At 75.8% G+C, this 24,430-nt stretch carries 26 protein-coding genes; 17 read left to right on the plus strand and 9 right to left on the minus strand.

The window, feature by feature from the left end; all coding sequences use genetic code 11:
• Window positions 1-22: 22 nt before the first annotated feature.
• Window positions 23-763, plus strand: coding sequence for a PIG-L deacetylase family protein (locus ACZ7JZ_RS08720; protein WP_470934890.1), 741 nt, complete (start codon window positions 23-25; stop codon window positions 761-763).
• A gap of 47 nt (window positions 764-810) precedes the next feature.
• Window positions 811-1,647 carry an enoyl-CoA hydratase/isomerase family protein gene (locus ACZ7JZ_RS08725; RefSeq protein WP_470934893.1) on the plus strand — a complete coding sequence of 279 codons (837 nt, stop codon included), beginning with the start codon at window positions 811-813 and terminating at the stop codon, window positions 1,645-1,647.
• Window positions 1,648-1,659: 12 nt separating this feature from the next.
• Here ACZ7JZ_RS08725 and ACZ7JZ_RS08730 read toward each other — a convergent pair whose 3' ends face one another.
• On the minus strand, window positions 1,660-2,709 hold the full coding sequence (locus tag ACZ7JZ_RS08730; RefSeq protein ID WP_470934896.1) for an SDR family oxidoreductase: 1,050 nt from the start codon (window positions 2,707-2,709) through the stop codon (window positions 1,660-1,662).
• Window positions 2,710-2,778: 69 nt separating this feature from the next.
• Window positions 2,779-3,924, minus strand: a complete 1,146-nt coding sequence (locus ACZ7JZ_RS08735; protein WP_470934899.1) for a hypothetical protein — start codon at window positions 3,922-3,924, stop codon at window positions 2,779-2,781.
• 183 nt (window positions 3,925-4,107) lie between these two features.
• Between ACZ7JZ_RS08735 and ACZ7JZ_RS08740 the strand changes: the two genes are divergently transcribed.
• The 5 genes from ACZ7JZ_RS08740 (at window position 4,108) to ACZ7JZ_RS08760 (ending at window position 8,936) form a co-directional block, all read left to right on the plus strand.
• Window positions 4,108-5,088, plus strand: coding sequence for an NADPH:quinone oxidoreductase family protein (locus tag ACZ7JZ_RS08740; protein ID WP_470935250.1), 981 nt, complete (start codon window positions 4,108-4,110; stop codon window positions 5,086-5,088).
• Between the two features lie 77 nt (window positions 5,089-5,165).
• Entirely contained in the window at window positions 5,166-6,374 is a 1,209-nt protein-coding gene (locus ACZ7JZ_RS08745; protein WP_470935253.1) for an acyl-CoA dehydrogenase family protein, read from the plus strand.
• Window positions 6,371-7,492, plus strand: a complete 1,122-nt coding sequence (locus tag ACZ7JZ_RS08750; RefSeq protein WP_470934901.1) for an acyl-CoA dehydrogenase family protein — start codon at window positions 6,371-6,373, stop codon at window positions 7,490-7,492. Before ACZ7JZ_RS08745 ends, ACZ7JZ_RS08750 begins: the two co-directional genes overlap by 4 nt.
• Window positions 7,493-7,613: 121 nt before the next feature.
• Window positions 7,614-8,042 (plus strand): tyrosinase family oxidase copper chaperone, encoded by a 429-nt coding sequence (locus ACZ7JZ_RS08755; protein WP_470934904.1) that lies wholly within the window; start codon window positions 7,614-7,616, stop codon window positions 8,040-8,042.
• 27 nt (window positions 8,043-8,069) lie between these two features.
• Window positions 8,070-8,936, plus strand: a complete 867-nt coding sequence (locus ACZ7JZ_RS08760) for a tyrosinase family protein (protein WP_470934907.1) — start codon at window positions 8,070-8,072, stop codon at window positions 8,934-8,936.
• 109 nt (window positions 8,937-9,045) lie between these two features.
• Here the strand turns inward: ACZ7JZ_RS08760 and ACZ7JZ_RS08765 are convergent, their stop codons facing one another.
• Complete coding sequence (locus ACZ7JZ_RS08765; RefSeq protein WP_470934910.1) at window positions 9,046-9,318, minus strand: chaplin; 273 nt, start codon at window positions 9,316-9,318, stop codon at window positions 9,046-9,048.
• Window positions 9,319-9,412: 94 nt separating this feature from the next.
• A complete protein-coding gene (locus ACZ7JZ_RS08770; RefSeq protein WP_470934913.1) occupies window positions 9,413-9,721 on the minus strand; it encodes a hypothetical protein in 309 nt (102 codons plus the stop codon).
• 247 nt (window positions 9,722-9,968) lie between these two features.
• Between ACZ7JZ_RS08770 and ACZ7JZ_RS08775 the strand changes: the two genes are divergently transcribed.
• Window positions 9,969-11,474 carry a carboxylesterase/lipase family protein gene (locus ACZ7JZ_RS08775; RefSeq protein WP_470934917.1) on the plus strand — a complete coding sequence of 502 codons (1,506 nt, stop codon included), beginning with the start codon at window positions 9,969-9,971 and terminating at the stop codon, window positions 11,472-11,474.
• A 27-nt stretch (window positions 11,475-11,501) separates the two neighbouring features.
• Here the strand turns inward: ACZ7JZ_RS08775 and ACZ7JZ_RS08780 are convergent, their stop codons facing one another.
• Entirely contained in the window at window positions 11,502-12,662 is a 1,161-nt protein-coding gene (locus tag ACZ7JZ_RS08780; RefSeq protein WP_470934919.1) for an alpha/beta hydrolase, read from the minus strand.
• Between the two features lie 237 nt (window positions 12,663-12,899).
• On the opposite strand from ACZ7JZ_RS08780, the gene ACZ7JZ_RS08785 reads away from it, so the two are divergent.
• The gene (locus tag ACZ7JZ_RS08785) at window positions 12,900-14,096 is read left to right on the plus strand and encodes an SIS domain-containing protein (RefSeq protein ID WP_470934922.1); all 1,197 of its coding nucleotides are present in this window, start codon (window positions 12,900-12,902) and stop codon (window positions 14,094-14,096) included.
• A gap of 139 nt (window positions 14,097-14,235) precedes the next feature.
• On the opposite strand, the gene ACZ7JZ_RS08790 is transcribed toward ACZ7JZ_RS08785, so the two are convergent.
• From ACZ7JZ_RS08790 to ACZ7JZ_RS08800, 3 genes are all read right to left on the minus strand, one after another.
• Window positions 14,236-14,973 carry an SIR2 family NAD-dependent protein deacylase gene (locus ACZ7JZ_RS08790; RefSeq protein ID WP_470934925.1) on the minus strand — a complete coding sequence of 246 codons (738 nt, stop codon included), beginning with the start codon at window positions 14,971-14,973 and terminating at the stop codon, window positions 14,236-14,238.
• 135 nt (window positions 14,974-15,108) lie between these two features.
• A complete protein-coding gene (locus ACZ7JZ_RS08795) occupies window positions 15,109-15,510 on the minus strand; it encodes an STAS domain-containing protein (RefSeq protein WP_470934928.1) in 402 nt (133 codons plus the stop codon).
• Between the two features lie 204 nt (window positions 15,511-15,714).
• The gene (locus ACZ7JZ_RS08800; protein WP_470934931.1) at window positions 15,715-16,245 is read right to left on the minus strand and encodes a GNAT family N-acetyltransferase; all 531 of its coding nucleotides are present in this window, start codon (window positions 16,243-16,245) and stop codon (window positions 15,715-15,717) included.
• 491 nt (window positions 16,246-16,736) lie between these two features.
• Between ACZ7JZ_RS08800 and ACZ7JZ_RS08805 the strand changes: the two genes are divergently transcribed.
• Entirely contained in the window at window positions 16,737-17,705 is a 969-nt protein-coding gene (locus tag ACZ7JZ_RS08805) for a nitroreductase/quinone reductase family protein (RefSeq protein ID WP_470934934.1), read from the plus strand.
• A 30-nt stretch (window positions 17,706-17,735) separates the two neighbouring features.
• On the opposite strand, the gene ACZ7JZ_RS08810 is transcribed toward ACZ7JZ_RS08805, so the two are convergent.
• Window positions 17,736-18,956 (minus strand): saccharopine dehydrogenase family protein, encoded by a 1,221-nt coding sequence (locus ACZ7JZ_RS08810; protein ID WP_470934937.1) that lies wholly within the window; start codon window positions 18,954-18,956, stop codon window positions 17,736-17,738.
• A gap of 207 nt (window positions 18,957-19,163) precedes the next feature.
• On the opposite strand from ACZ7JZ_RS08810, the gene ACZ7JZ_RS08815 reads away from it, so the two are divergent.
• The 7 genes from ACZ7JZ_RS08815 (at window position 19,164) to ACZ7JZ_RS08845 (ending at window position 24,313) form a co-directional block, all read left to right on the plus strand.
• On the plus strand, window positions 19,164-19,865 hold the full coding sequence (locus tag ACZ7JZ_RS08815) for a TetR/AcrR family transcriptional regulator (RefSeq protein ID WP_470934940.1): 702 nt from the start codon (window positions 19,164-19,166) through the stop codon (window positions 19,863-19,865).
• Window positions 19,866-19,918: 53 nt separating this feature from the next.
• Window positions 19,919-20,626 (plus strand): (2Fe-2S)-binding protein, encoded by a 708-nt coding sequence (locus ACZ7JZ_RS08820; RefSeq protein WP_470934943.1) that lies wholly within the window; start codon window positions 19,919-19,921, stop codon window positions 20,624-20,626.
• A 26-nt stretch (window positions 20,627-20,652) separates the two neighbouring features.
• Window positions 20,653-21,219 carry a TetR/AcrR family transcriptional regulator gene (locus ACZ7JZ_RS08825; RefSeq protein ID WP_470934946.1) on the plus strand — a complete coding sequence of 189 codons (567 nt, stop codon included), beginning with the start codon at window positions 20,653-20,655 and terminating at the stop codon, window positions 21,217-21,219.
• Window positions 21,220-21,366: 147 nt separating this feature from the next.
• Window positions 21,367-22,284 carry an NADP-dependent oxidoreductase gene (locus tag ACZ7JZ_RS08830; protein WP_470935256.1) on the plus strand — a complete coding sequence of 306 codons (918 nt, stop codon included), beginning with the start codon at window positions 21,367-21,369 and terminating at the stop codon, window positions 22,282-22,284.
• A 292-nt stretch (window positions 22,285-22,576) separates the two neighbouring features.
• Complete coding sequence (locus ACZ7JZ_RS08835; protein ID WP_470934949.1) at window positions 22,577-23,020, plus strand: hypothetical protein; 444 nt, start codon at window positions 22,577-22,579, stop codon at window positions 23,018-23,020.
• Window positions 23,017-23,808, plus strand: coding sequence for a transcriptional regulator (locus ACZ7JZ_RS08840; protein WP_470934952.1), 792 nt, complete (start codon window positions 23,017-23,019; stop codon window positions 23,806-23,808). The genes ACZ7JZ_RS08835 and ACZ7JZ_RS08840 overlap by 4 nt, the downstream gene beginning before the upstream one ends.
• A 115-nt stretch (window positions 23,809-23,923) precedes the next feature.
• The gene (locus ACZ7JZ_RS08845; protein ID WP_470934955.1) at window positions 23,924-24,313 is read left to right on the plus strand and encodes a roadblock/LC7 domain-containing protein; all 390 of its coding nucleotides are present in this window, start codon (window positions 23,924-23,926) and stop codon (window positions 24,311-24,313) included.
• Window positions 24,314-24,430: the final 117 nt, after the last annotated feature.

Raw genomic sequence — 24,430 nt, forward strand, 5'->3', positions numbered from 1 at the left:
GGGACGGCCTAGGCTGGCGATCATGACCGAGCAGCTGGAACCCATGCCCACCGACTGGCGGCGCGCGCTGGCCGTCGTCGCCCACCCCGACGACCTGGAGTACGGCTGCGCCGCCGCCGTCGCGGACTGGACCGACGGGGGCCGCGAGGTGGTCTACCTCCTCGCCACCCGGGGGGAGGCCGGTATCGACGGCCTGGACCCGGAGGCCTGCGCCCCGCTCCGCGAGGCCGAACAGCGGGCGAGCGCCGCCGTGGTGGGGGTCTCGACCGTCGAGTTCCTCGACCACCGCGACGGGGTGGTCGAGTACGGGCCCGGGCTGCGCCGGGACATCGCTGCGGCGATCCGGCGCCACCGCCCCGAGCTGCTGGTCACCCTCAACCACCGGGACACCTGGGGCCCGGGCCCCGGCGCCTTCTGGAACACCCCCGACCACCGGGCGGTCGGCCGGGCCGCCCTCGACGCCGCCGCCGACGCCGGGAACCGCTGGATCTTCCCGGAGCTCACCGCCCAGGGGCTGGAGCCCTGGAACGGGGTCCGCTGGGTCGCTGTGGCCGGCTCCTCCTCGCCCACCCACGCCGCCGACGCGACCCCGGGCCTGGAGCGCTCGGTGCAGTCCCTCCTGGAGCACCGGGCCTACATCGAGGGGCTGACCGACGAGGAGCCCGAGGAGTACTGCCGCACCTTCCTGTCCGACAGCGCCCGGCGGGCCGCGGACCGCTTCGGCGGCCGTCCGGCGGTGCCCTTCGAACTCTTCCCGCGCTGAGCCCCGCCCCCTATTCTGACGATCCGTCAGAGTAGGGGGCCCGTACGGTGATCGACACGATCGGCACGGACATCGCGGAGGGCGAGGAGCGCATCCGCCTCGAGGTCGGGGACGACGGGGTCGCGGCCCTCACCCTCTGCCGCCCCGAGCGGCTCAACGGCTGGAGCTGGGAGTCCACGCGCCAACTGGGCCTGCTCGCCGACCGGATCCGCTTCGACCCCGCCGTCCGGGCGGTCCTGCTCCAGGCCGAGGGCCGGGCCTTCTGCGCCGGGATCGACGTGACCGCCCCCGGCGGCGCCATCACCGGGGAGTCCGGGGCCCAGCGCACCCGCAACTACTACGAGGGCATCCGCTGGGTCCACGAGCGCTTCGCCGTCCTCGCCCGCCTCCCGCAGCCCGTGGTCGCCGCCGTGCAGGGCTACTGCCTCGGCTTCGGCTTCGAACTGGCCCTCATGGCGGACGTGCGGGTGGCCGCCGAGGACGCCGTCTTCGCCCTCCCCGAGGCCCGCCTCGGCGTGGCCGTCGACGCCGGCGGCGACCTGCGGATCGCCCGCGAGGCGGGGGCCGGCTGGGCCAAGTACCTGGCCCTGACCGGCCGCAGGATCGACGCCCGCACCGCCGAGCGCCTCCACCTCGTCCAACTCGTCGTCCCCGCGGAGGAGGTGCGGGAGGCGGGCCGGGCCCTGGCCGCGGAGATCGCCGCGAACGCCCCGCTGGCCGTGCAGGGCATCAAGCGGTCCGTGGACTCCTTCGCGGACGCCCAGCTCCCGGCCGCCCTGGAGCGCACGGCGATGACCGCCGCCCTCACCCTCGCCTCGGAGGACTGCCGCGAGGGCTACGCGGCGGGTGCGGCCCGCCGCACCCCGGAGTTCCGCGGCACCTGACCGGGTCCGCGCTCACCCCTCGAAGGGCCCCCGGTCCAGCTGCTCGCGGACGGGCACCACCTCCGGGTTCACGAGCGACCGCCGCTGCCAGTTGGCCCCGTCCACGACCAGGGTGTGCCCGGTGATGAACCGCGCGTACGGGGAGGCGAGGAAGGTGGCGGCCCAGCCCAGTTCGCGGGGCAGCCCGACCCGCAGGGCGGGCTGCCGGCCGTCGAGCGCGGCGGGCCCGGAGCGGTCCAGCCCCCCGAGGATGTCCGCGGTCATGTCCCCGTGCGGCACCAGCCCCGGCACCAGACCGTTGACCTGGATGCCGTACGGGCCCCACTCCACGGCCAGGGTCTCGACCAGGCTCTTGACCCCCGCCTTGGCCGCCGCGCTGTGCACGAAGCCGGGCCCGCCCGTCCACGCGTACGAGGCCCCGATGCTGACCACGGACGCCGGGGTCCCGGCCGCGAGGTGGCGGCGCCCGAACTCGCGGGTGGCGAACCAGGTCCCGGTCAGCGTGGTGTCCACGACGGCCCGCCAGCCGTTGGGGGAGAGGTCCTCGGCCGGTACGGGGAAGTTCGCGGCCGCGTTGTTCACCAGCACGCCGGGCAGCCCGAAGGCGGCCTCCGCCGTGTCGAGGGCCCGGGCGACCTGCCCGGGGTCGCGGATATCGCAGACGGCCGCCGCCGTCCTGCCCCCCTCGCCGAGCTGCTCCAGCTCCGCGCACGCGGCCGCCAGCGGGTCCGCGCGGCGGCCCGCGAGGACCAGGTGGGCGCCGAGCCGCGCGAACTCCGCCGCGATGGCTCGGCCCAGCCCCGTCCCGCCCCCGGTGACCAGCACCGCCACCCCCTCGAACGTACGGGAGGGCAGGGCGCTGGCCCCGAGCGCGGGCGGGGCGGGCAGACCGGCCGCCGGGCCCCGGCGGCCGGCGGTCCCGGCGCGGCTGCCGCGCTCTTCTCGGTCTTCTCGGTCCTTGTTGTCGGTGTGGTCGGTGCGGTCTTCGCGGTCCACGCGCTCGCCGCGGTCTTGGCGGTGTTCGCGTGCTTCGCGTTCTTCGCGGTCTCCGGACGGGCTCATGGGGCATCGATAGCGTGCCGGGCCGCAGACCGCCAGGCCCGCGGCCCGCCCGCCTGCGCCGCCCGGGTGCTACTGCGGCAGGTAGGCCTGCCGGCTCGCGCAGGTCCACACCACGGCCTTGCGCTTGCCCTGCCCGTCGACCGCGTAACCGCCCACGCGGTCACCGTCGTTGACGGCCTCCGCGGCCGATGCCCCGTCCGGCGCCAGCCGCGGCAGCGCCAGCACCGGGCCGGAGCCGGGCCAGTACTGGGCCTGGTCCGGGACCGTGCTCTCCTCCGGGTGGTGCTTCGCCGCCCCCACGCTCACCCCGGTCGTCGGGCTGACCGCCTCGAAGGTCCCGTACGGGAAGCCCGCCAGCCGGCCCGGGTCGGCCGCGGCGGCGCCGTACGGCGCGTCCTGGTAGGAGGGGCTGTACTCGTGCCAGGGGCCCAGCCAGGTGTAGCCGACGATCCGGCCGCGGTCGTCGATGTCCTGGACCTCGGCGGTGTAGAACCCGGAGGTGTACGAGGGCAGGGCCCGCGCGGGCCCGCCGCCGGCCGGCCACAGCACGGGGTACGTGCGCTCGATGTGCTGGCCCGACTCGGGCACCTCGTAGTCCTGTTCGGCCACGCCGACGATGTCGCCGCGGGTGTTGACCGCGGCGACCCGCTGGAGCCGGGTGCCCGGGCCGCTGTCCGCGGGCAGCTCCAGCAGCCGCTCCTGCCCGCCGGAGAGGGCCGCGCCGGTGCCGTCGGCCTTCGTCATGACGATCGTGCCGGAGTCGCTGACGTCCATGTGCCGGCGCCAGTGGGCCTCGGGCAGCAGGGTGACGGCGGCGTCGCCGGGCCGGTAGCTGAAGGCCCGGACCGTCTGGCTGCCCTCCGCGCGGAACTGGCCGACCATCAGGCCGCCCGCGTTGACCGCCAGGACGGCGCCCCCGTCCCCGGCGCCCGGCAGGGGTATCCGGTGCACGGTGGTCCCGGTCCAGTAGACGGGCTTGTCCGCCGACCGGCCGACGGCGAGGTTCCCGCGGCCCAGGGCCAGGACCGCGTCCGCGTCGTGGGCGCCCTGCTCGGCGGAGGCGAGCGGCTTCAGCACCTTGATCCGCGGGGTGCAGGCGGCCGTAGACGCGGTACCGGTACCGGCGTCGGCTGCGGCGGCGGGAGCCGCGACGGACACCAGGCCGGCGAGTACGGCTGCGGCAGCGCACACGGACATGCTCTTCTTCATGCTCATGCGGTGGTCCCCCGTAGTGATCGGTCCTTGCGCCGATCATGTTGCCCGCTGAGGGGGCAGACCGGGGCGGAATGGCGTCAACTGCTTTCGGACGATGCGGATGCCGCGGTTCCCCGATGGCCAAGCAACCGCTTAGTATGCCCGCGAGCACGGTCCCCCGAAGGCCGCTGGAGGCCCCGCATGATGCAGGCATGGCGCGTACACACCCACGGCGAACCCCGCGAGGCCATGCGCCTCGACACGGTGCCCCTGCCGGAACCGGGACCCGGCCAGGTCCGCCTGCGGGTCCTCGCCGCCAACGTCAACTTCCCCGACGCCCTGCTGTGCCGGGGCCACTACCAGGTCCGCCCCCCGCTGCCCTTCACCCCCGGCGTCGAGGTCTGCGCCGAGACCGGGGACGGCCGCCGCGTCATCGCCACCCCCCGCCTGCCGCACGGCGGCTTCGCCTCCCACGTGCTCGCGGACGAGTCCGCCCTGCTCCCGGCCCCCGCGGCCCTCGACGACGCCGAGGCCGCGGCCCTGCACATCGGCTACCAGACCGGCTGGTTCGGCCTGCACCGCCGGGCCCGGATCCGGCCCGGCGAGACCCTCCTCGTCCACGCCGCCGCCGGCGGGGTCGGCAGCGCCGCCGTCCAGCTCGGCAGGGCCGCCGGAGCCCGCGTCGTCGGGGTCGTCGGCGGCCGGGACAAGGTGCGCACCGCCGAGGAGCTCGGCTGCGAGCTGGTCATCGACCGGACCGGGGCCGCCCCGGCCGATATCGCCGCCCGCGTCAAGGAGTTCACCGGCGGCCGGGGCGCCGACGTGGTCTACGACCCCGTCGGCGGGGACGCGTACGCCGCCTCCGCGAAGTGCGTCGCCTTCGAGGGCCGCATCCTCGTCGTCGGCTTCGCGAGCGGCACCGTCCCGGCCCCCGCCCTCAACCACGCCCTGATCAAGAACTACTCCGTCCTCGGCCTGCACTGGGGCCTGTACGCCGCCCAGGACCCCGCCGCGGTCCGCGCCTGCCACGAGGAGCTGACCCGGCTCTGCGGGGAGGGCGCCCTCCGCCCCCTGGTCAGCGAACGCGTCCCGCTCGCGGCCGCGGCCGACGCCGTCCAGCGGCTCGCCGACGGCGCCACCACCGGCCGCATCGCCGTCCTCCCCGGCGAGGGGGCGCACCGGTGAGCCCCGAGCCGCCCGCCGGGCCGCAGGACGCGCCCGCGCCCGACGCCCACGCGACAGAGCCGCCCGCCCCGCACCCGCTGGCCGCCCACCCGCACGGCACCGACCCCGGGGCCGCCGAAGTCCGGCTGCGCACCGAGAGGTTCCTCGCGGCGCACCCGCCCTCCCGCACCGACCCCGCCGCCTTCCTCCGGGCCCGCTTCGACGCCGGGCTCGCCTGGGTCCACTACCCCGGGGGCCTCGGCGGACTCGGCGCCCCCCGCAGCCTCCAGCCCGTGGTCGACTCCCTCCTCGCCGCCGCAGGCGCCCCCGACAACGACCCCCGGCGGATCGGCATCGGTCTCGGCATGGCCGCGCCCACCCTCCTCGCGTACGGCACCGCGGAGCAGAAGCGCCGCTTCCTGCGGCCCCTGTGGACCGGCGAGGAGGTCTGGTGCCAGCTCTTCAGCGAACCGGGCGCCGGCTCCGACCTCGCCGCCCTGGCCACCCGCGCCGTCCCGGACGGGGACGGCGGCTGGATCGTCGACGGGCAGAAGGTGTGGACCTCCAGCGCCCACACCGCCCGCTGGGCCATCCTCCTGGCCCGCACCGACCCCGCCCTGCCCAAGCACCGGGGCCTGACGTACTTCCTGTGCGATATGACCGACCCCGGCGTGGAGGTCCGCCCGCTGCGGCAGATCACCGGCGAGGCCGAGTTCAACGAGGTCTTCCTGACCGGGGTCCGCATCCCCGACGCCCACCGCCTCGGCGCCGTCGGCCAGGGCTGGGAGGTGGCCCGCACCACCCTCATGAACGAGCGCGTCTCCATCGGCGGGATGCGGCTGCCCCGCGAGGGCGGCATGATCGGGCCCGTCTGCGCCCTCTGGCGCGAGCGCCCCGACCTGCGCACCCACGAGCTCCACCAGCGACTCCTGGGCCTGTGGGTCGAGGCCGAGGTGGCCCGGCTCACCGCCGAGCGGCTGCGCCAGCAGCTCGCCGCCGGGGAGCCCGGCCCCGAGGGCTCCGGGCTGAAGCTCTCCTTCGCCCGACTCAACCAGGAGATCAGCGGCCTGGAGGTCGAACTCCTCGGCGGCGAGGGCCTCCTGTACGGGGACTGGACCATGAGCCGCCCCGAGACCGTCGACTTCACCGGCCGTGACGCCGGCTACCGCTACCTGCGCGCCAAGGGCAACTCCATCGAGGGCGGCACCAGCGAGGTGCTCCTCAACATCGTCGCCGAACGCGTCCTCGGACTGCCGCCCGAACCCCGCGACGACAAGGACCTGCCCTGGAAGGAGCTCGACCGGTGACGCACACCCCCGACCTGCTGTACTCGGAGGCCGAGACCGCACTGCGCGCCTCCGTGCGCGGCCTCCTCGCCGACAAGGCGGGCGACCGCGCCGAGGCCCTGCGCCGGGCCGAGGCGGGCGATCCCCACGACCCCGGGCTCTGGGCGCTGCTCGCCCGGGGGGTCGGGGCCGCGGGCCTCCTCGTCCCCGAGGAGCTCGGCGGCCAGGGCGCAGGCCCCCGCGAGGCCGCCGTCGTCCTGGAGGAGCTCGGCCGCGCCGCCGCCCGCCTGCCCTACCTGACCAGCTCCGTCCTGGCCACCGCGGCCCTGCTCGGCTGCCGCGGGGAGAGCGCCGCCGCCGGCCCCCTGCTGCGCTCCCTCGCGGCGGGCGCCACCACCGCCGCGCTCGCCCTGCCCCTGACCGCGGATCCGTGGAGCCCGCTGCCCGTCCCCTTCCGCGACACCGGCGGCGGGCGCCTCCACGGCAGCGCCGCCCCGGTCGCCGAGGCCGCCGGTGCCGGGGTCCTCCTGGTCCCCGCCGACACCGGCCTGTACGCCGTACCGCGCGCGGAGGCCGCCGTCAGCCCCCTCGTCCCGCTCGACCTGACCCGGCCGCTCGCCCGGGTCGTGCTCGACGGCGCGCGCGGCGAACTCCTCGCCGGACCCGGCGCGGCGGCCGGGGCCGTCCGGCGGTCCCTGTGCACCGGGGCCGGGCTGCTCGCCTCCGAACAGCTCGGGACCGCCGAGTGGTGCCTCGACGAGACGGTCCGGTACGTCCGCACCCGCCGGCAGTTCAACCGGCCCGTCGGCTCCTTCCAGGCCGTCAAGCACCGGCTGGCGGCCCTCTGGCTGGAGACCGCCTCCGCCCGGGCCGCGGCCCGCGGTGCGGCGGGTGCCCTCGCCGGGGGCGGTCCCGGCACCGACCTCGCCGTGGCCCTGGCCCAGGCCTTCTGCTCCGGGGCGGCCGTCCGCGCCGCCGAGGAGTGCGTACAGCTGCACGGCGGCCTCGGCATGACCTGGGAGCACCCCGCCCACCTCTACCTCAAGCGCGCCAAGAGCGACGCCCTGGCCCTGGGCACCGCAGGCGCCCACCGGTCCCGGATCGCCGCCCTCGCCGGGCTCCCGGCGCCCGTGCGGTGAGCCGGGAGGGGACCGCGCGGGAGCCGGGGCGGCCGCGGGGGCCGGCCGCGCGGTGACTTCGGCCGCACCGGGGCGTTAGTCCGCCTGAGGCGGTTGACGCGAACCCGGCGAAGGAGAGCAGATGAGCCCGCAGTCCCCCCGGTGGTACGCCCCCACCCGGCGCACCGTGCTCCGTTCGGCGTTCAGCGCCGCCGTGGTCGCCGCGACCGCGGCGGCGCTCGCGCCCGTCGTCCGCTCCCGGCAGTCCGTGGAGAGCGCCGTCGCCCCCGGGCCCACGCCCGGCGGGGCCCCCGTACCGCTCTTCGAGGAGACCTACCGGGGCCGGCACATCGCGGCGTACCGCTCCGCGCCCGTCCCCGCGGGCGGCCGCGAGGCGGTCCACGTCCACATCGACGGCCGGCCGCTGCACGTCATGCGCCGGGCCGACGGGAGCTACCTCAGCGGGGTCAACCACTTCGAGTCCTTCGACACCCCGCTCGACCTGGCCCGCGCCGCCGTGGACGAGATCGGCACGGCCCAGCTCGCGGCGGCCTCCGGCCACCGCGCCTGACGCAACGAGAAGGGGAGATCCTCGCGCGTGTACACCCGCCGCAACCAGAAGGACCTGACCGCCGCGCAGCGCAAGCGCTTCGTCGCCGCCGTACTGGAGCTCAAGCGCAACGGCACCTACGACGAGTTCGTCCGCACCCACGACCGGTACTTCGTCCCGGACGACGAGGACGGGCTGCGCGTCGGCCACATGTCCCCCTCGTTCTTCCCCTGGCACCGGCAGTACCTGCTGGACTTCGAGCGGGCCCTGCGCGCCCTCGACCCGCAGGTCTCCGTGCCGTACTGGGACTGGACCGCGGACCGCAGCCCGGCCTCCGCCCTGTGGGGAGAGGACTTCATGGGCGGCACCGGCCGGGCCTCCGACCGCAAGGTCATGACCGGCCCCTTCGCCCACGACACCGGCAACTGGAACATCACCGTCGGCGTGACCGACGGCGCCTACCTCACCCGCAACCTCGGCCGCCCGCACCAGCCGATCACCCTGCCCACCGCCTCCGAACTCCAGTGGGCCCTCGACGACCCGCAGTACGACACCTCCCCCTGGGACTCCACCGCCGGGGCCGGCGGCTTCCGCAACAAGCTGGAGGGCTGGGCGGCCCCGCGCAGCGAGCGCTGGCGCAACCACAACAAGGTCCACCAGTGGATCGGCGGGCACATGACCGGAGGCACGGCGCCCAACGACCCCGTGTTCTGGCTGCACCACGCCTTCGTCGACCTGGTCTGGGACCGCTGGCAGGCCCGCCACCCCGGCTCCGGCTACCTCCCCGCGGGCCCCCTCGACCGCTGGGACCGCCAGTACGGCCGGGTCCTCACCGCCGGGGACCGGATGCCCCCCTGGGACCTCACCCCGGCCGACCTCCTCAGCCACCAGGGCGTCTACCGCTACGAGGTCTAGCACCGCCCGTGTCGGGCCGCCCCGCGGCCCCGGACGCGCTGCGGGCGCACGGGACGGCCCCCCACCGCACTGCGGTGGGGGGCCGGGAGCTTCACCCGGGAGGGGGAGCTCAGTGGCCGTAGCCGTTGGTCGGCTTGTCGCCGCCGTCGTTGATGCAGGTGTTGCCGAACGCCGGGTTCAGGAGCGCGATGACGTTGATGGTGTTGCCGCACACGTTGACCGGCACGTTGACCGGGACCTGCACGACGTTGCCCGACGCGACGCCGGGGGAGCCGACCGCAGCGCCGTGCGCTCCGGCGTCGGCCACGGCCAGCCCGGCACCGGCGGCCAGAACACCGCCGGCGGCGGCGGTGACGGCAACGGCCTTCGCGATACGCGACATCGAGATCTCCTTGAGAAGTGAAGAGCCGCAGGAGTCCTGCGGCGTTGACATGGCATACAACGCCTCCGCCGCCGCATGGTCACGGCCGCTGCGCCTACCTGGTGACGGGGAAGCCCACGGAGGAGAAGTACGGGCGCACCGGCGCGCTGCCGCCCGCCGGGACGGTGGCCACCGCGGGCCCGGAGCAGTCCGCGGTCGGGTAGAGCAGGGCGGCGCGGCCCGAGTGGTTCACCACCCCGTGCCCCCCGCCGCCCTGGGCGGCGAAGCAGCCCTCGGCCCGCTGGATGGCGTGGACCTTGTCGTCGCTGCCCAGGTACTGGAAGTCGGGGCCGGCCGCGTGGGCCGTGCCCCCGGTGGCCGCGGCGGCCGCGGCGGCCAGGAGGAGGGTGCCGTAGTAGCGCATGGGAGCCTCACGGTGTGTGTCGGTGGGCGGGAGCCGGGCGGCGGGCCCGGCTGAGGGCTCAACCACCCGTACGGCCGCAGGTCACGCCGAATCACCCGTAGGGGCGGGCGGCGCCGGTGCACGGCCCCGCAGGGGCGCGCGGGGGCCCGTACCGCCCCCGGGTGCGGGTGGTGGCGGGCCGCCGGGGATGCTGGGATGGCAGAACGCGTGTACGGGACAGGCGTGCACAGGGAGGACGGGGCCGGGTATGGACCGTACGGACATAGGCGCCGCGCAGGCCGTGGGCGGCGGCGGGGACGGCCCCGCCCCGCGGGCCGCGGGCCGCTTCACCGAGGCCGCCACCCGCCACGGCCGGGTCCGCGGCCGCATCGAGGACGGCATCGCCGTCTTCCGGGGCATCCCGTACGCCGCCCCGCCCTTCGGCCCGCACCGCTTCGCCGCCCCCGCGCCCCCGCGCCCCTGGGACGGGGTCCGCGACGCCCTGGCCTTCGGGCCCACCGCCCCCAAGGTCCCCTACCCGGAGCCCTTCGCCTCCCTGCTGCCGGACCCCGAGGTCCCCGGCGACGACTGCCTCAACCTGAACGTGTGGACCCCCGAGCCCGGCCCCGGGGCGCGGCTGCCCGTCATGGTCTGGATCCACGGCGGGGCCCTGACCCGGGGCTCCTCCGCCGTGTCCGTCTACGACGGCCGGGCCTTCGCCCGCGACGGGATCGTACTGGTGTCCGTGAACTACCGGCTGGGCGTCGAGGGCTTCGGGGTCTTCCCCGACGCCCCGCACAACCGCGGGCTCCTCGACCAGATCGCCGCCCTGGAGTGGGTCCGGGACAACATCGCGCAGTTCGGCGGCGACCCCGGCCGGGTCACCGTGTTCGGCGAGTCCGCCGGGGCCATCAGCACCGGGGTCCTGCTCGCCTCCCCGCGGGCCGCCGGGCTGTTCCGGCAGGCCGCCCTCCAGAGCGGGGCCCCCGAGGCGCTGCCCCGGGACAAGGTGCGTGCCATGGTGCGGCGGATGGCCTCCGGGCTGAAGCTCCCCGCCACGGCCGCCGCCTTCGCCGCCGCCGACCGCCGCACCCTGCTGGCCGCCCAGGCCGCGGTGCTGCGCCGCTCCAGCCCGCTGATCGGCGGCGCCGCCTTCGGGATCGTCACGGACGGGGACGCCGTGCCCGAGGACCCGCTCGCCGCCCTGGTCGCGGGCCGGGCCGGGGCCGGCGTACCCCTGCTCATGGGCTGGACCGCCGAGGAGTACCGGCTGTGGCTGGCCCCCACCGGGCTGCTGCCGCGGCTGGACCGGATGGGCCCGCTCACCCTGGCCGGCGCCATGCTGCGCAGCGGGCGCGGGCTCGCCGAGATCCGGGCCCGGCGCGCCGCCGACCCGCGGGCCGGGGCCGGGGAGGTCCTCGGCGTCCTCCTCACCGACCACCTGCTGCGCGAACCGCTGCGGGCCCTGGCCGGCTCCCGGGGGGCCGCGCCCTGCCACGTGTACGAGTTCGCCTGGAGCTCCGGGGTGCCGGGCCTCGGCTCCTGCCACGCGCTGGAGCTCGGCTTCGTCTTCGACACGCTCGACGCCCCCGAGGCCTCCTGGCTGGCCGGGCCGAACCCGCCGCAGGAGCTGGCCGACGAGATGCACGCGGCGTGGGTGCGTTTCGCGGTGTCCGGGGACCCCGGCTGGGACCCTTGGGACGCCTCGGAGCGGCCCTACACCTTCGGCGGGCCGCGGGCCGGGGCCCCCGGCGCGGCCGGGGAGCGGATCTGACGCCGGCCGGGCGGGGGCGTACGGGCCTCAGGCGGCCGGGACCGGGCCGGCGAGCTGCCTGCTGATCCACTGGATCGGCCCGTCGCCCATGGCGGGCACGTAGGTCTTGGCGTTGTGGCGGCCGCCGGGGATCACGTTGAGCTCGGTGTGGACCGGACCCCGGCCGCCGAACTCGGCGATGAACTTCTTCACGTTCGGCAGGGTGTTCCTGTTGCTCTCGTCGGTGCCGACCTGGAAGGAGAGGTACACGTCCGGTCCCTTGTGCGCGATCAGCTCCTTCGCGAGCAGCGCGGGGTCGTTCTCCGCCTTCTCCTTGTCGTGGCCCTTCCACAGCGGGGAGTCCGGTGCGGTGTCGGGGCCGGAGGCGATCACGGCCTTGAACTTGTCGGGGTGCTTGAGCACGGCCTTCAGGCCCGCGAACCCGCCGGTGGAGGAGCCCATGAAGGCCCAGCCGTCCCGGGAGCCGACGGTGCGGAAGTTCTCCTTCATCAGCTCGGGCACGTCCTCGGTGAGCCAGGTGCCCATCCGGGGCTGGCCGGGGATGTCGGAGCCGTCCCAGTAGAGGCCCTTGTCGTCGGGGGCGGGGTTCAGCACGGGCATGGCCAGCAGGAAGGGCTTGCTCTTGCCCTGTCGGTACCACTCGGAGATGCTCTTCTGCAGCCCGAGGTCCGTACCCATCCAGTAGTTGTTCGGGTACCCGGCCCCGCCGGGCAGGGCGATCATCACGGGGAAGCCGCTGCGGGCGTACTCCGCCTCGCCGTACTCCTTCGGCGCCCAGACCCAGACCTTGCCGGTGAAGCCCGACTTCGGGCCGTGGAAGGTGGTCACCGCCACATGGGTGCCGTCGTCCAGCGTCATCGAGTTCTTGAAGTCTGCGGCCGGGCCGGTGGGCATCAGGCCGACGGGGGCCCCGCCCGGCTGCTTCCCGCCGGCGCCGGCCGTGCCCGCCGTGCCGCCGCCCGTACCGCTCCCGTCCCCGCCGGCTCCGGCGCCGCGCTCCGCGGGGGCCCCGAAGGAGACCGGGTCGCCCTTGTCGGTGAACGGCGGGATGTCGTAGTACGACATGACGGCCCCGGCGGCGAGGCCGAGGACGGCTGCCGATGCTCCCGCGACCGCCCACCGGCGGGCGCGCCGGGGGCGGCGGCGGTGTCCGGGACGGGGCCCGGGCTCGTGGGGTGCGTACGACATCGTGCGGTTCTCCGGAGGGTGCGGCGGCATGGGCTGCGGTCCCGTTCCGTACGGAAGAGGGCAGCGGGCGCGTCCGGGTTGCCCTTTTTTGACTCTCTTGGGGTTTTGAAGGGACACGCCTTGCCAAGCCGGCGGGTCCCCCGGTAGGGGGGATCGGGGGGATCGGCCTGCCGGGAGGCATCCGGACGGCGAACCTGGTGGGGCACGCGACACGTCCTGACCGAAAGGAACCGCCGTATGTCCGGATCCGGATCCCGTATCACCTTCAGCCAGGGCCAGGACCAGCAGGGCGCCGCCCTCGAACGCATCGCCCGGCGCGTGGGGCGCGCCCTCGCCGGGACGGGTACGGAGCCGCTGCGCGCCGCGAGCCGCCCGCTGTTCACCGGCATCGGCGCCTCGTACGCGGCCCTCGCCCTGCCGGTCCACCTGCTGCGCGCCCACGGCGTGGCCGCCCAGCGGGTGCTGGCCAGCGAGATCGCGGACGGCGGGGTCCGGGGGTTCGACACCGACGCCCTGATTGCGGTCTCCCAGGGCGGCCGCAGCTCGGACACCCTCGCGGCGCTCCGCGGAGCGCCGGAGGTGCTCAGGGCGGCCGTGCTGAACGTGTGCCCCTCCCCGCTCGGAGGCCTGGCCGACCTGGTCGTGGACCTGGGCGGGGAACCCGACTCGCAGGCCTCGACCACCGGGTTCACGGGCACCCTGGTCGCCCTGGACCTCACCGCCGAGGCCCTGGCGGGCCGGGCGGCGGGCCCCGGCGGCCCGGCCGGGGGAGCGTGGAGCGGGGGCGGGCGCCGCTGGGAGGGCATCGCCGGGCGGGCCGCGGCCGTGCGCCGGCTGGCGGCCGAGGCCGTCGGCGCGCTGCGCGTCCGGGCCGCCCGCTGCTCCGCGGCCGACCTGGTGGCCTCGGGGGCCTCCCGGGCGGCCGCGGAGGAGGGGGCGCTGCTGCTGCGCGAGGTGGCCCGGCTGACCGGTGCGGCCTGCGCCACCCGCAACTACCTGCACGGGGGCATGGAGTCGGCTGGCAACACCCTCCACGTGGTCCTGGGCGCGGGGCGCGAACTGGCCCTGGCCCGCGCCCTCTCCGAGGCCGGGCACCTCACCCTGCTGGTGACCACGGCGGCCGCGGCGGCGGGGCCGGGCGGGGACCCGGAGCACCTCTTCACCGTCCGGCTGCCCGATCCCGGCGGGGCCGCGCCCCGGGTGGTGCTGGAGACCGTGGTCCTCCAGGAGCTCGCGGGGCAGCTCGGGGCCGAGCGCGGGATCCCGGCGGACACCTCCGCCTTCGTCCAGACCGATACGAAGGAGCCGTATGCGGTGGGGGCGGCGGGCGCGGGCACCGCGGGAGCCGGGGCCGCTTCGGGAGCCGGCGGGGACGGCGCCGCCGGGGAGGCGGGCCGCTCCGCGTACGCGATCGCCTCGCCCGCGGCGCTCTGACCCCGCCGCCGGGGCCCCGTGCCCCGGGGCGCCCGGGAGCGCGGGTGTCCGGCGCCCGCCGGCCAGGTGTACCGGGTCGACCTGGTCGGGCAGGGTGGGCAGGCGGGTCGGGTGGGGCAGCCGGACCGGGCCCGGCGGGTCAGGCGCCCGTCGGGAGGGCGGCGAGGAGGGCCGGGAGCGCGGTGCCGATCGGCTCGCGGATCACCTCGTCGGCCCGCTCGTCGTACGGGGTCGGCTCGGCGTTGACGATGACGAGCCGGGCCCCGTGGTCCGCGGCCACCCCGGCCAGGGCGGCGGCCGGGTGCACCTGGAGGGTGGTGCCCACCGCGACGAACAGGTCGCACGCCTTCGCCACGGCCGCCGCCTGCCCCAGCACCTCGGGGTCGAGGTGCTCGCCGAACATGACCGTCGCGGGCTTCAGCACCCCGCCGCAGCCCCGGCAGTCCGGGTCCGCCTCGCCCGCGGCCACCCGCTCCAGGGCCTCCGCCATGGCAGAGCGCACGTGGCAGCGGGTGCAGGTCACCGCGCGGGCCGTGCCGTGCAGCTCCAGCACCTTGCGCTCGGGCATCCCGCCGAGCTGGTGCAGCCCGTCCACGTTCTGCGTCAGCACCCGGACGGGGACCCCGGCGCGGTCGAGCGCGGCCACCGCGCGGTGCGCCGCGTTCGGCTCCGCGCCGAGGGCGCCGACCTCGATCCGCATCCGCCACGAGGCGCGGCGCACCGCGGGGTCCGCCATGTACGCGTCGTACGTGACCAGCTTCTCGGCCCCCGGGTCCCGCCGCCAGAGGCCCTGGGGCCCCCGGTAGTCCGGGATTCCGGAGTCGGTGGAGATGCCGGCACCGCTGAGGACCGCCACGAGGGGCTTGCGCTGGGACATGGCCGGAGCGTAGGCAGCGGCCGCGCGCCGCCGCCAGCGGGTTGAGATCGTCGCTTCCGGATCTGGGTGGATCAGGCCGCGGCGTCCGGTGCTGCGCCAGGCGTCGCGGACCCGCCAGGATCCGGAAGGGACGGCCTACGCGGCGCCCCGGTCCGCGGCGGCGGGCCAGTCGTCCGTACGCCACTCCCGGGCGGCGCCGGAGGGGCCGCCGTGCCGCGCCAGGGCCGAGGCCAGGTCCCGGTGGACCGGTACCGCCGGTACCGCGGGGGCGGCCGGGGTGCCGTCGCCGGGGACGGCCGCCAGTTCCAGCGGGCGGCCCCCGTCGGCCAGGACGCGGGCCGCCTCCGCCACCGCGGTGCGGCCGCAGGCGGACCAGCCGCGCAGCCCGGTCAGGTCGAGGACGACCGGCCCGGTGCCCCGGGCCAGGGCCCAGCCCACCGCGCCGGTGAAGCGGGCGGTGGCATCGGGGCCGAGATATCCGGCCAGCGAGAGGACTCCCAGGCCCTGCTGGGTGGTGTAACGCCACTCGATGGTCATGGTCGCTGTTCCTCGTTCCTGCGGGTGTGCGCGTAGGGCCCGTGGGGCCTTCGGGATGAGGGGATGGCGGAGGCTGCGGTACCGCGGCGCTGCGGTACGGCGGGGTGGTGCGAACTGCGGGGGTGGTGCGTACTGCGGGGGTCCCGGGAGGGGGGACGGCGCGGGAGGCGCGGGCGGGGCGGCGGCCCGTACGGGGGCCGGCGGCTACGCCGCGTACTCCGTGAGGTCGATGCCGAAGATCCGCAGCGGGTGGCCGTACCGGGGGTCGTCGAGCTCGCGCTCCAGCTCCATGCCGAGCTTGCGCGCGACGTTCTCGGAGGCGGAGTTGCCGGCCCGGCAGATGCTGATCACGCGCTCCAGCCCGCGGTCCTGGAGTGCGAACTCGAGGGCGGCGTGCGCCGCCTCCGAGGCGTACCCCTGGCCCCAGAACGGGCGCCCGAGCCGCCAGCCGATCTCCACCTCGTGCTCCGCCCCGGGCAGGCGCGGCACCGACAGGCCCGTGAACCCGGCCAGCTCGCCCGAGCCGAGGAGCTCGACGGCGAAGAGGCCGAAGCCCTCGTCGTCCCACTCCTCCTCCCACCGCTCCAGGGCGTCGGCGGACTGCTCCAGGTCCAGGACGGACCCGTCGCGGATCCACTGCATGACCGCCTCGTCGGCATTGATCTCGGCCATGGGCACCAGGTCCTCCTCGCGCCAGCGGCGCAGAAGGAGGCGGGGGGTGAGGATCTCGGTCATGGGCCCATCCTCGCGGACGGACGCCGTGGCCGGAAATCGTGCTCCTCTGCGGTGGCCGCCGTCCGGTATCCGGGCGGATCCGGGGCTTGCGGAACGCCGGTTGACAGGGCACGAACCGGTGCTATTTGATGTTCGCGGTGTTGCGTGGCGCCGGCCGAGAGCAGTGGGCAGGCCCCCCGCCGGGCAGCACCCTTCATCAAAGGGGCGACGTCATGAGTTCTCACTCCGCTTCCCGCGTCTGATCCGAGCGCCGTCGTGCGCTGCCCCTGATCCGTCCTCCCCGGCTCCTCGCGCGGTTCCGTGCGGTCGCGGACCCGTCCGCCCCGCCTGCCGCGGGTCCCCCGCGGACCCGCCCGACCGGCTCCGCCCGTACCGCTCCGGACAGGGCCCGTGCGCACCGGCGCTCCCCGCACCGTGCACACCCGCTTCCGTACAGCCCCGGCCGACCGTGCCGCACGGGCTGAACGCACCCGTCTGGAGAATCCTTGCCCATGCCCGTTTCCGGTCGCGACACGTCCGGCACCGCCACCACCGACCCCGCCGCCCTGGAGGCGTTCCACGCCTTCAACCGGGGGGTCGTCGAAGAGTTCCGCGCCAACGGCGGGAAGGTCGGAGGCCCCTTCGAGGGCGGCGACCTCCTGCTGCTCACCACCACCGGGGCCCGCAGCGGCGAGCAGCGCACCGTCCCGCTCGGCTACGTCCGATCCGGCGGGCTGCTCATGGTCGTCGGCTCCGCCGGCGGCGCCCCCCGGCACCCGGCCTGGTACCACAACCTGCTCGCGCACCCCCTGGTCACCGTGGAGCTCGGCACGGAGACCTTCGAGGCGGTGGCCGTGCCCGCCGAGGGCGGGCGCCGCGACCGCCTGTTCGCGGAGGTGGCCGCGGCCGAGCCCGGATACGCGGACTACCAGCGGCAGACCGACCGCGTCCTGCCCGTGGTCGTCCTGGAACCCGCCGGCGCGGCCGCGCCGGACGCGGACGCCCCGGCCCCCGTCACGATGGCCGGGAAGCTCGTGGAGGTCCACGACTGGCTCCGGGGCCAGCTGGCACACGTACGAGAGGAGGCCGCCGCGCACTTCGCGGCGCGCGCCGGGCAGCCGGGTGCCGCGCCCGGGCTCGGGCTGCAACTGCGCCAGCACTGCCTGGCGTTCTGCGAGTCGCTGGAGTTCCACCACACCGGCGAGGACCGGCACGCGTTCCCCGCCCTGGAGGCCGCGCACCCCCGTCTGGCCGGTCCGCTGCGGAGGTTGCGGGACGAGCACGTGACGGTCTCCCGCATCAAGGGCGAACTGCTCGCCCTGCTGGGGGACATCGGCACCGCCGAGCCCGGTCCCTTCCTCACGGAGCTGGAGCGGATGGACCGGGAGCTGCGGGCCCACCTCGACTACGAGGAGGAGTCGCTGATCCCGGCCCTGGCGGAGATCCCCTTCCCCCCGGCGGGGCCGCCCGCCGGGGACTGACCCCGCAGCGCGGACCAGGCCGCGCGGGCCTCACTGCTCGCGCAGCCCCCACGGGGAGCCGTACTCCGTGAGCAGGTCCAGGAAGGGGCGCGGCGGCAGGGCCTCGGGGCCGAGCACCCCGGAGCCCTGCCAGGCGCCGCCGGCGAGCAGTTCCAGGGCCACGACCGGGTTGACGGCCGTCTGCCAGACCACGGCCTGCGAACCGTACTCCGTCATGGACCACTCGTTGTCCACCACGTGGTAGAGGTACACCTCGCGCGGCCGGCCGTCCTTCGTGCCCTTCACCCAGGTGCCCGCGCAGGTCTTGCCCGTCATCCGGTCCCCGAGCGTGGCGGGGTCCGGGAGGGCGGCCGCGACCAGGTCGCGGGGGGAGACCCGGGCGGTGCCCCCGTCCGTGCGGACGGCCACCGGCTCCGTGCGGTCGAGGCCCAGCGCGTGCAGGGTCTTGAGCTTCTCGATGAAGTCCGAGCCCAGCCCGTACTTGAACGTCACCCGCTTCGCCCGCACCCAGCGCGGTACGAGCAGCACCTCCTCGTGCTCGACGTTCACGCACTCGACCGGGCCGATGCCCTCGGGGAAGTCGAAGACCTCCGGCTCGCTGAAGGGGGCCGTCGTGAACCAGCCGCGGTCCTCCTCGTAGACCACCGGCGGGTTCAGGCACTCCTCGATGGTGGTCCAGATGTTGAACGACGGCGCGAACGCGTAGCCCGCGACGGCGAGGTTCGCGCCGTCGCGGATGCCGATCTCCTCGATCTCGTCGAAGAGCTCGTCCGCGGCGTACCGCGCGAACACGTCCGACAGGCCGGGCTCCACGCCCATGCCGACCAGCGCCAGCCGGCCCGCCTCCTCCCACTGCGCGGCCAGTTCGAACTGCGCGTCGCCGAGCTTGACCCCGCACTCCTCGTACGGGCGCTCCGGGTGCGGGTACGACAGGGACATCGCCATGTCGAGGTAGTGGGTGCCCGCCTTCAGCGCCGCCCGGAACAGCGGGAGCACGAAGCGCGGGTCGGTGGCGTTCAGCAGGGCGTCGTACCCGCCCCCGGCCAGCAGCGCCGCGACCGCCTCCTCGTCCGAGGCGTCCAGCCGGCAGGCGTCGAACCGGGACTCCCCGGGCCCGAGCGCGGCGACCGCCGCCTGCGCACGGGCCGGGTCGTAGTCGGCGACGGTCATGTGGGTGAGGAACGGGCGGCGGGCGGCGATCCGGGTGACCGCGGTGCCGACGCCGCCGGCGCCTACGAGCAGGACGCGCATGGCGGGCTCTCTTCCGTGAGGAGGGGACGAGGGTACGGGAATGTGAGACCTGTGCGGATATGCACGGGTATGGGGGATGCGGGGGGTGGAGGTGATACAACCCGGGCGGCTGCGTTAACGTCAATCGCGTTGGCATAAGAACCCGCGGGCACCCCGCCCGCCCGGACCCGCCCGGCCCGCGGCCCCCGGCGGAAGGAGACCGGTCCGATGCCCAAGCAGGTGGTCCCCGAGGAGGCGCGCCGCAGGCGGCGGCCCACCCGGACCGGCACCGTCCTCTCGGAGCGCCTCATCGTGGAGACCGCCCTGCGGATGCTGCGCGAGCACGGCAGCGCGGGGCTGACGGCCCGCCGCCTCGGCGCGGCCCTCGGCGCCGACCCCAGCACCCTGTACCGGTACTTCGCGGGCATGGACGAGCTGACCCGGGCCATCGGCGAGGAGCTCACCGGCCGGGCCCTGGAGGGCTGGGCCCCCGGCGGCGACTGGCGCGCCGACCTGCGCACCCTCGGCCTGCGCATCCACCGGGCCTACCTGGCCCACCCGCAGGCCGCGGTGCTCACCGCCAGCCGGGTCACCGGCCGCCCCCGCGAGATCGCCGCGGACGAGGCGGTCCTCGGGGTGCTGCGCGGCGCGGGCTTCCCGGACGCCGCCGCGGTGCGGATCTACCACGCGTTCATCGACCAGAGCCTCGCCTTCGCGGCCCTGGACGCGGGTGCGCTCGCCCTGGCGGAGGAGGCCCGCGAGGCCGACGAGGAGATGTGGGAGAACACGTACGCCCGGCTGCCCGCCGAGCGCTACCCGCACATCGCGGCCACCGCGGGACTGCTCGCGGCCCGGATGAAGGACAGCGCGTACCCGGTGGCCCTGGAGATGCTGCTCGACAGCGCCGAGGCCGAGTCGAAGCGCGGCTGAGGCGCGGCGGGGGGCGGCTCGGGGGGCTGCCCGGCCGCAGGGATACTGGGGCCGTGGAAGAGATCATGGAGCGGCTGGCCGTCGTCGGACCGTTCTTCACCGCGGGCGGCGGCGGTCCGGACGGCCCGGACGGGACCGGTTTCCGCCCGCTGACCGAGCTGTACGGGCGGGAGCTCCGCGCGTACGTCGAGGAGGTCGGGCGGCGCCTGGGCACCGGCCCCGGCCGGGTCGCCGCCTCCACCGCCCACCTCGGCATCGCCTCGCGGATCTGGTCCCTCGCCCTCGGGGCCGCCGCGCTCGGCGGCCGGGTGCCGGACCTGGCCCCGGAGCTGCTGCGCTGGCGGGTGCCCGCCGGCGGCTCCCTGGAACTGGCCCTGCCGGCCCCGCGGGCCCTGCCCGGGACCGTGGAGGAGGGCCTGGCCGCGGTCCGCGACGGGAACCTGCGGCTGCTGGAGGAGGCGGTCCGGGCGGCGTACGGCGTCTCGCCGAAGGTGCTCCGGGGCAATGCCGCCGCGGGGCTGGTCGGGGCGCTGCGCGTGCTCACCGGCGCGGCGCCGCAGGCCCCCCGCCCGCCGGTGCCGCTGGTGGCGGGGCTGCTGCGGACCGGGGTGCTGGCGGACGCGGGGACCTTCCTCCACGAGGAGGGGCTCGGCTTCGCCTTCGTGCGCAACAACTGCTGCCTGTACTACCGGGCGCCGGGCGGGGGCCTGTGCGGGGAGTGCGTGCTGAGGACCCGGCCGCCGAGGCGAAACGAGACGTAACGTTACGTCGGGGGTAGTATCGCGGCATGTCCGCCCGTCGCAGTGAGAAGGCCCGCCAGGCCATCGTCTCGGCCGCCGTCGAGCTGTGCATCGAGCGCGGCATGGGCGCGGTGACCATCGAGGCGATCGCCGCCAGGGCCGGAGTCGGCAAGACGACGATCTACCGCTGGTGGCCCTCCAAGGCCGCGATCGTCATCGAGGGGATCGAGCAGGCCCGCGACGCGAACGCGGGCTTCCCCGACACCGGGGACGTCCGAGCCGACCTGATCGCCCAGACCGCCAACGTGATGGCCCTGTTCCAGAGCGAGTTCGGGCTGATCTGGCGCGGCCTGATCGCGGCCGCCCAGGAGGACGAGGCCGTCGCGGAGGGGGTCCGGCGCATCCTGCGGGTCTCCATCGACGCCTGCACCGAGCGGCTCGCCAAGGCCCGGGACGCCGGACAGCTGCGCCCCGGACTCGACCTGGAGCTCGCCGTGGAGCTCATCTACGGGCCCGTCTACCACACGTGGCTGCTGCGCACCCGCCCGCTGCCGGACTCCTTCATGGAGACCGTGCTCGACACCCTCATGCCCGCCCTGCTCCCCGAGAACTGACGGGACACGTGCGGCCGGGAGCGGCTGCGCGGGGGCCGGTGTGGTGGGATGGCGGCGCCGCCCCGGGGGATTGAACCGGTTTGCGGCGTATCGCACCAGTTGCTGGTGTGCCGAGCGGGCTTCCGGAGGGATGTCGTGCAGGAGAGTATGCGGGCCGTGGCGTACGAGGCGTACGGGGGCGACGAGGCGCTGAGGGAGGTGCGGCTGCCGCTGCCGAAGGTCGCGCCCGGCGAGGTGCTCGTCCGGGTCCGGCGGGCGGCGGTGAACCCCGTGGACTGGAAGATCATGGGCGGTCACCTCGACGGGATGATGGACGTCCTCTTCCCCGTGGTCCCCGGCTGGGACGTGGCCGGCACGGTGGAGCGGCTCGGCCCCGACGTCCCGGAGTTCGCCGTGGGCGAGGAGGTGATGGCCTACGCGCGCAAGGACCACGTGCACGGCGGCACCTTCGCCGAGTTCGTGTCCGTACCCGCCCGGATGCTCGCGCACAAGCCCGCCGCCCTCGGCTGGGACGAGGCCGCCGGGCTGCCGCTGGCCGGGCTCACCGCGTACCAGCTGCTCACCCGGCTCGGCACCGGCGAGGGCGACACCGTGCTGGTGCACGGCGCCGCCGGGGGAGTCGGCTCCCTGGGCGTGCAGATCGCGCGCGTGCTCGGCGCCCGGGTCATCGGAACGGCCTCGCCGCGCAACCACGACCGGGTGCGGGAGCTGGGGGCGGAGCCGGTGCAGTACGGGGAGGGGCTCGTGGACCGGGTCCGCGCCCTCGCGCCCGCGGGGGTGGACGTCGTCGCGGACTTCGTCGGCGGGGTGCTGGACGTGACCTCGGCCGTGCTCGCGCAGGGCGGGCGGCACGCCTCGATCGCCGACCCCTCGGTGCTGGGGGCGGGCGGCCAGTGGATGTGGGTGCGGCCGGTCGGCACCGATCTGGCGCGGCTCGGACGGCTCGCGGAGAGCGGCCGGCTGAAGGTCCCGGTGGCCCGCTCCTTCCCGCTGGAGAAGACGGCGGAGGCCTTCGCGCTGAGCCGGACGGGCCATACGGCCGGGAAGATCGTCATCGAGATCTGAGCGGTCCGCCCCCGGGCGGCTCCCGGCTTTGCCACTCTGGAGGGGTGCGGGTGTGGAAACCGGCCCCGATGACCGCTGAGGTCCGTACCTGACACGAAATGATCAGTGATCGGTCATGTATGGCCATTGCCCGCGTCCGGAAGATCTTCTTCCGGCCGCGGGCGGCAGTTTTTCGGCATGTTCCGATGGAATGTGCCAGAACTCGCTTACGCATCCGGGTTGTTGAGTAGCGTTCTGTGGTGCCGCCGGAAGCGAACGCGTACTCGCACGGCCGGCGGGGAGGGGAGCCGGAGTGCCCGGGATCGATGAATGCCTGTCGGAGGCCATGGCCGTGCCCGGCGCCCGGGGCGCCGCCCTCGTGGACTGGAGCAGCGGGCTCGCCCTCGGTACGGCGGGGGAGTCGCCCGTCGGGGACCACGAGACCACGGCCGCCGAGACCGCCGAACTGGCCCGCGCCGCCGCCGAGTACGAGTCCTTCAGCGCCGCGATACCCGGGCCGGGCGGACCCCCCGGGGCGGCCGCCCCGGAACCGGGCGCGGGCGGCGCACCGGGAGAGGGCCTGCCCCTGGAGGACGTGATCGTCACCACCCGCACCGGCTACCACGTCCTCCGCTTCGTCGAGACCACCTTCGACAGCAGCGTCTTCCTCCACCTCTGGCTGGACCGCACCGAGGGGAACCTCGCCCTCGCCCGGATCAGACTGCGCGACCTCGCCGCCGGACTGGTGCTCGGATGACCGCCCAGGCCGCCCCCGCCGCACCAGGGGCCACGGCAGTCTCGCCCATGCTGCTGAGACTCGCCGACGAGCGCGCCACCGGCGCCCTGCTGCGCGACCACGGCACCCTCTTCCTCGAGGACGGCCGCGTCGTCCACGCCGAGAGCCCCGCCACCCCCGGACTCGACGTCCTGCTCACCGCGGGCGGCCGGCTGCCCCTGTCGGGCTGGCAGGACGCCGTGGACCGGGCCGGATCCCGCCGGCAGGTCGGCCGCTACCTCGTCGAATCCGGCCGGGTCGGCGGGGGCGAGCTGGAGATCTGCCACCTCGGCGCGGTCTACGACGCCGCCTTCTTCGTCCTGGCCCCCGGGAGCGGCCCCACACGCTTCCGCCGCGGCGCCACCCACTGGATCGGCACCGTCCGCTCCGTCTCCGCCGCCGCCGTCGAACGCGAGACGGTCCGGCGCCGCGAACTGCTCGACTCGGTCTGGCCCTACCCGGCCCTGGACGCCGCGCCCGTGGTGCCCCGGCCCGCCGCGCCCGGGCAGACGGTCACCCCCCGCCAGCGCGCCCTGCTCCGCAAGGCGGACGGGGTCCGCACCCCCGCCGGCCTCGCCTGGGAGCTGGGCCGGCCCGCCTTCCACACCCTGCTGGAGGTACGGCGGCTCGCCGCGACCGGCCTGGTCGAAACGCCGCGCGACCCCAGGCCCGTAGCACCATCCGCCCTGCCCGGCTGGGTAACGCAGGTCGCCTCCCCGGACATCGCCCTGCTCCGTCGGCTCCGTGACGCCTTGGAGGCATCCCTGTGACCGAGTTCTTCCCCCGTACCGCCGGCCGGGTCCCGCGTACCTCGTCATGAGGCTCCCGATGCGTCCGCGCACCACGAGGCCGGTGAGCCGGAGCCACCAGGAAAGGAGACAGCTGATGACGGCAGAGCCCGAAGTGCTCGGTGAGCTCAGAAGGTTAAGAGCCCGGCTGCCCCAGCTGACCGGCGCCCTCGCCGCCAGTGTCGACGGACTGGTCCTCGCCCGCGAGGCCGGCGCCGACGAGGCCGAGAGCGTCGCCGCCCTCACCGCCTCCGCCCTCGGCGTGGCCCAGCGGCTGACCGACCTCACCGGGCAGGGGGGCTTCCGCGAACTCCTCCTGCGCGGGGAGCACGGCTACGTCGCCACGTACGCGGCCGGCAGCTCGGCGGTGCTCACGCTGCTGGCAGAGCCGCGCATCAACGTGGGCCGCCTGCACCTCGAAGCCCGCCGCTCCAGCACCCGCATCGGCGAACTCGTCGACGGGGCGCTGTTCCGGCGCGAGCCCTGAGCCGCCCCGGCGGCCCCGGAAGACCGTCCGTTCCCCCACGCTGCACCGCTCACCTGAGCACCCCGTCAGCAGATCAGAAGATCAGCAGATCCCCCGATCGGTAAGAGAAAAGGAAGT

The organism is Streptomyces sp. NPDC038213 (genome assembly GCF_055600495.1).

What these genes read in the sequence shown, in the direction of transcription:
- ACZ7JZ_RS08720 (WP_470934890.1), top strand. Translation starts at nt 23, where the DNA reads ATGACCGAGCAGCTGGAACCCATGCCCACCGACTGGCGGCGCGCGCTG.
- ACZ7JZ_RS08730 (WP_470934896.1), bottom strand. Translation starts at nt 2,709, where the DNA reads ATGAGCCCGTCCGGAGACCGCGAAGAACGCGAAGCACGCGAACACCGC.
- ACZ7JZ_RS08735 (WP_470934899.1), bottom strand. Translation starts at nt 3,924, where the DNA reads ATGAGCATGAAGAAGAGCATGTCCGTGTGCGCTGCCGCAGCCGTACTC.
- ACZ7JZ_RS08740 (WP_470935250.1), top strand. Translation starts at nt 4,108, where the DNA reads ATGCAGGCATGGCGCGTACACACCCACGGCGAACCCCGCGAGGCCATG.
- ACZ7JZ_RS08755 (WP_470934904.1), top strand. Translation starts at nt 7,614, where the DNA reads ATGAGCCCGCAGTCCCCCCGGTGGTACGCCCCCACCCGGCGCACCGTG.
- ACZ7JZ_RS08765 (WP_470934910.1), bottom strand. Translation starts at nt 9,318, where the DNA reads ATGTCGCGTATCGCGAAGGCCGTTGCCGTCACCGCCGCCGCCGGCGGT.
- ACZ7JZ_RS08770 (WP_470934913.1), bottom strand. Translation starts at nt 9,721, where the DNA reads ATGCGCTACTACGGCACCCTCCTCCTGGCCGCCGCGGCCGCCGCGGCC.
- ACZ7JZ_RS08775 (WP_470934917.1), top strand. Translation starts at nt 9,969, where the DNA reads ATGGACCGTACGGACATAGGCGCCGCGCAGGCCGTGGGCGGCGGCGGG.
- ACZ7JZ_RS08780 (WP_470934919.1), bottom strand. Translation starts at nt 12,662, where the DNA reads ATGTCGTACGCACCCCACGAGCCCGGGCCCCGTCCCGGACACCGCCGC.
- ACZ7JZ_RS08785 (WP_470934922.1), top strand. Translation starts at nt 12,900, where the DNA reads ATGTCCGGATCCGGATCCCGTATCACCTTCAGCCAGGGCCAGGACCAG.
- ACZ7JZ_RS08790 (WP_470934925.1), bottom strand. Translation starts at nt 14,973, where the DNA reads ATGTCCCAGCGCAAGCCCCTCGTGGCGGTCCTCAGCGGTGCCGGCATC.
- ACZ7JZ_RS08795 (WP_470934928.1), bottom strand. Translation starts at nt 15,510, where the DNA reads ATGACCATCGAGTGGCGTTACACCACCCAGCAGGGCCTGGGAGTCCTC.
- ACZ7JZ_RS08800 (WP_470934931.1), bottom strand. Translation starts at nt 16,245, where the DNA reads ATGACCGAGATCCTCACCCCCCGCCTCCTTCTGCGCCGCTGGCGCGAG.
- ACZ7JZ_RS08805 (WP_470934934.1), top strand. Translation starts at nt 16,737, where the DNA reads ATGCCCGTTTCCGGTCGCGACACGTCCGGCACCGCCACCACCGACCCC.
- ACZ7JZ_RS08810 (WP_470934937.1), bottom strand. Translation starts at nt 18,956, where the DNA reads ATGCGCGTCCTGCTCGTAGGCGCCGGCGGCGTCGGCACCGCGGTCACC.
- ACZ7JZ_RS08815 (WP_470934940.1), top strand. Translation starts at nt 19,164, where the DNA reads ATGCCCAAGCAGGTGGTCCCCGAGGAGGCGCGCCGCAGGCGGCGGCCC.
- ACZ7JZ_RS08825 (WP_470934946.1), top strand. Translation starts at nt 20,653, where the DNA reads ATGTCCGCCCGTCGCAGTGAGAAGGCCCGCCAGGCCATCGTCTCGGCC.
- ACZ7JZ_RS08830 (WP_470935256.1), top strand. Translation starts at nt 21,367, where the DNA reads ATGCGGGCCGTGGCGTACGAGGCGTACGGGGGCGACGAGGCGCTGAGG.
- ACZ7JZ_RS08840 (WP_470934952.1), top strand. Translation starts at nt 23,017, where the DNA reads ATGACCGCCCAGGCCGCCCCCGCCGCACCAGGGGCCACGGCAGTCTCG.
- ACZ7JZ_RS08845 (WP_470934955.1), top strand. Translation starts at nt 23,924, where the DNA reads ATGACGGCAGAGCCCGAAGTGCTCGGTGAGCTCAGAAGGTTAAGAGCC.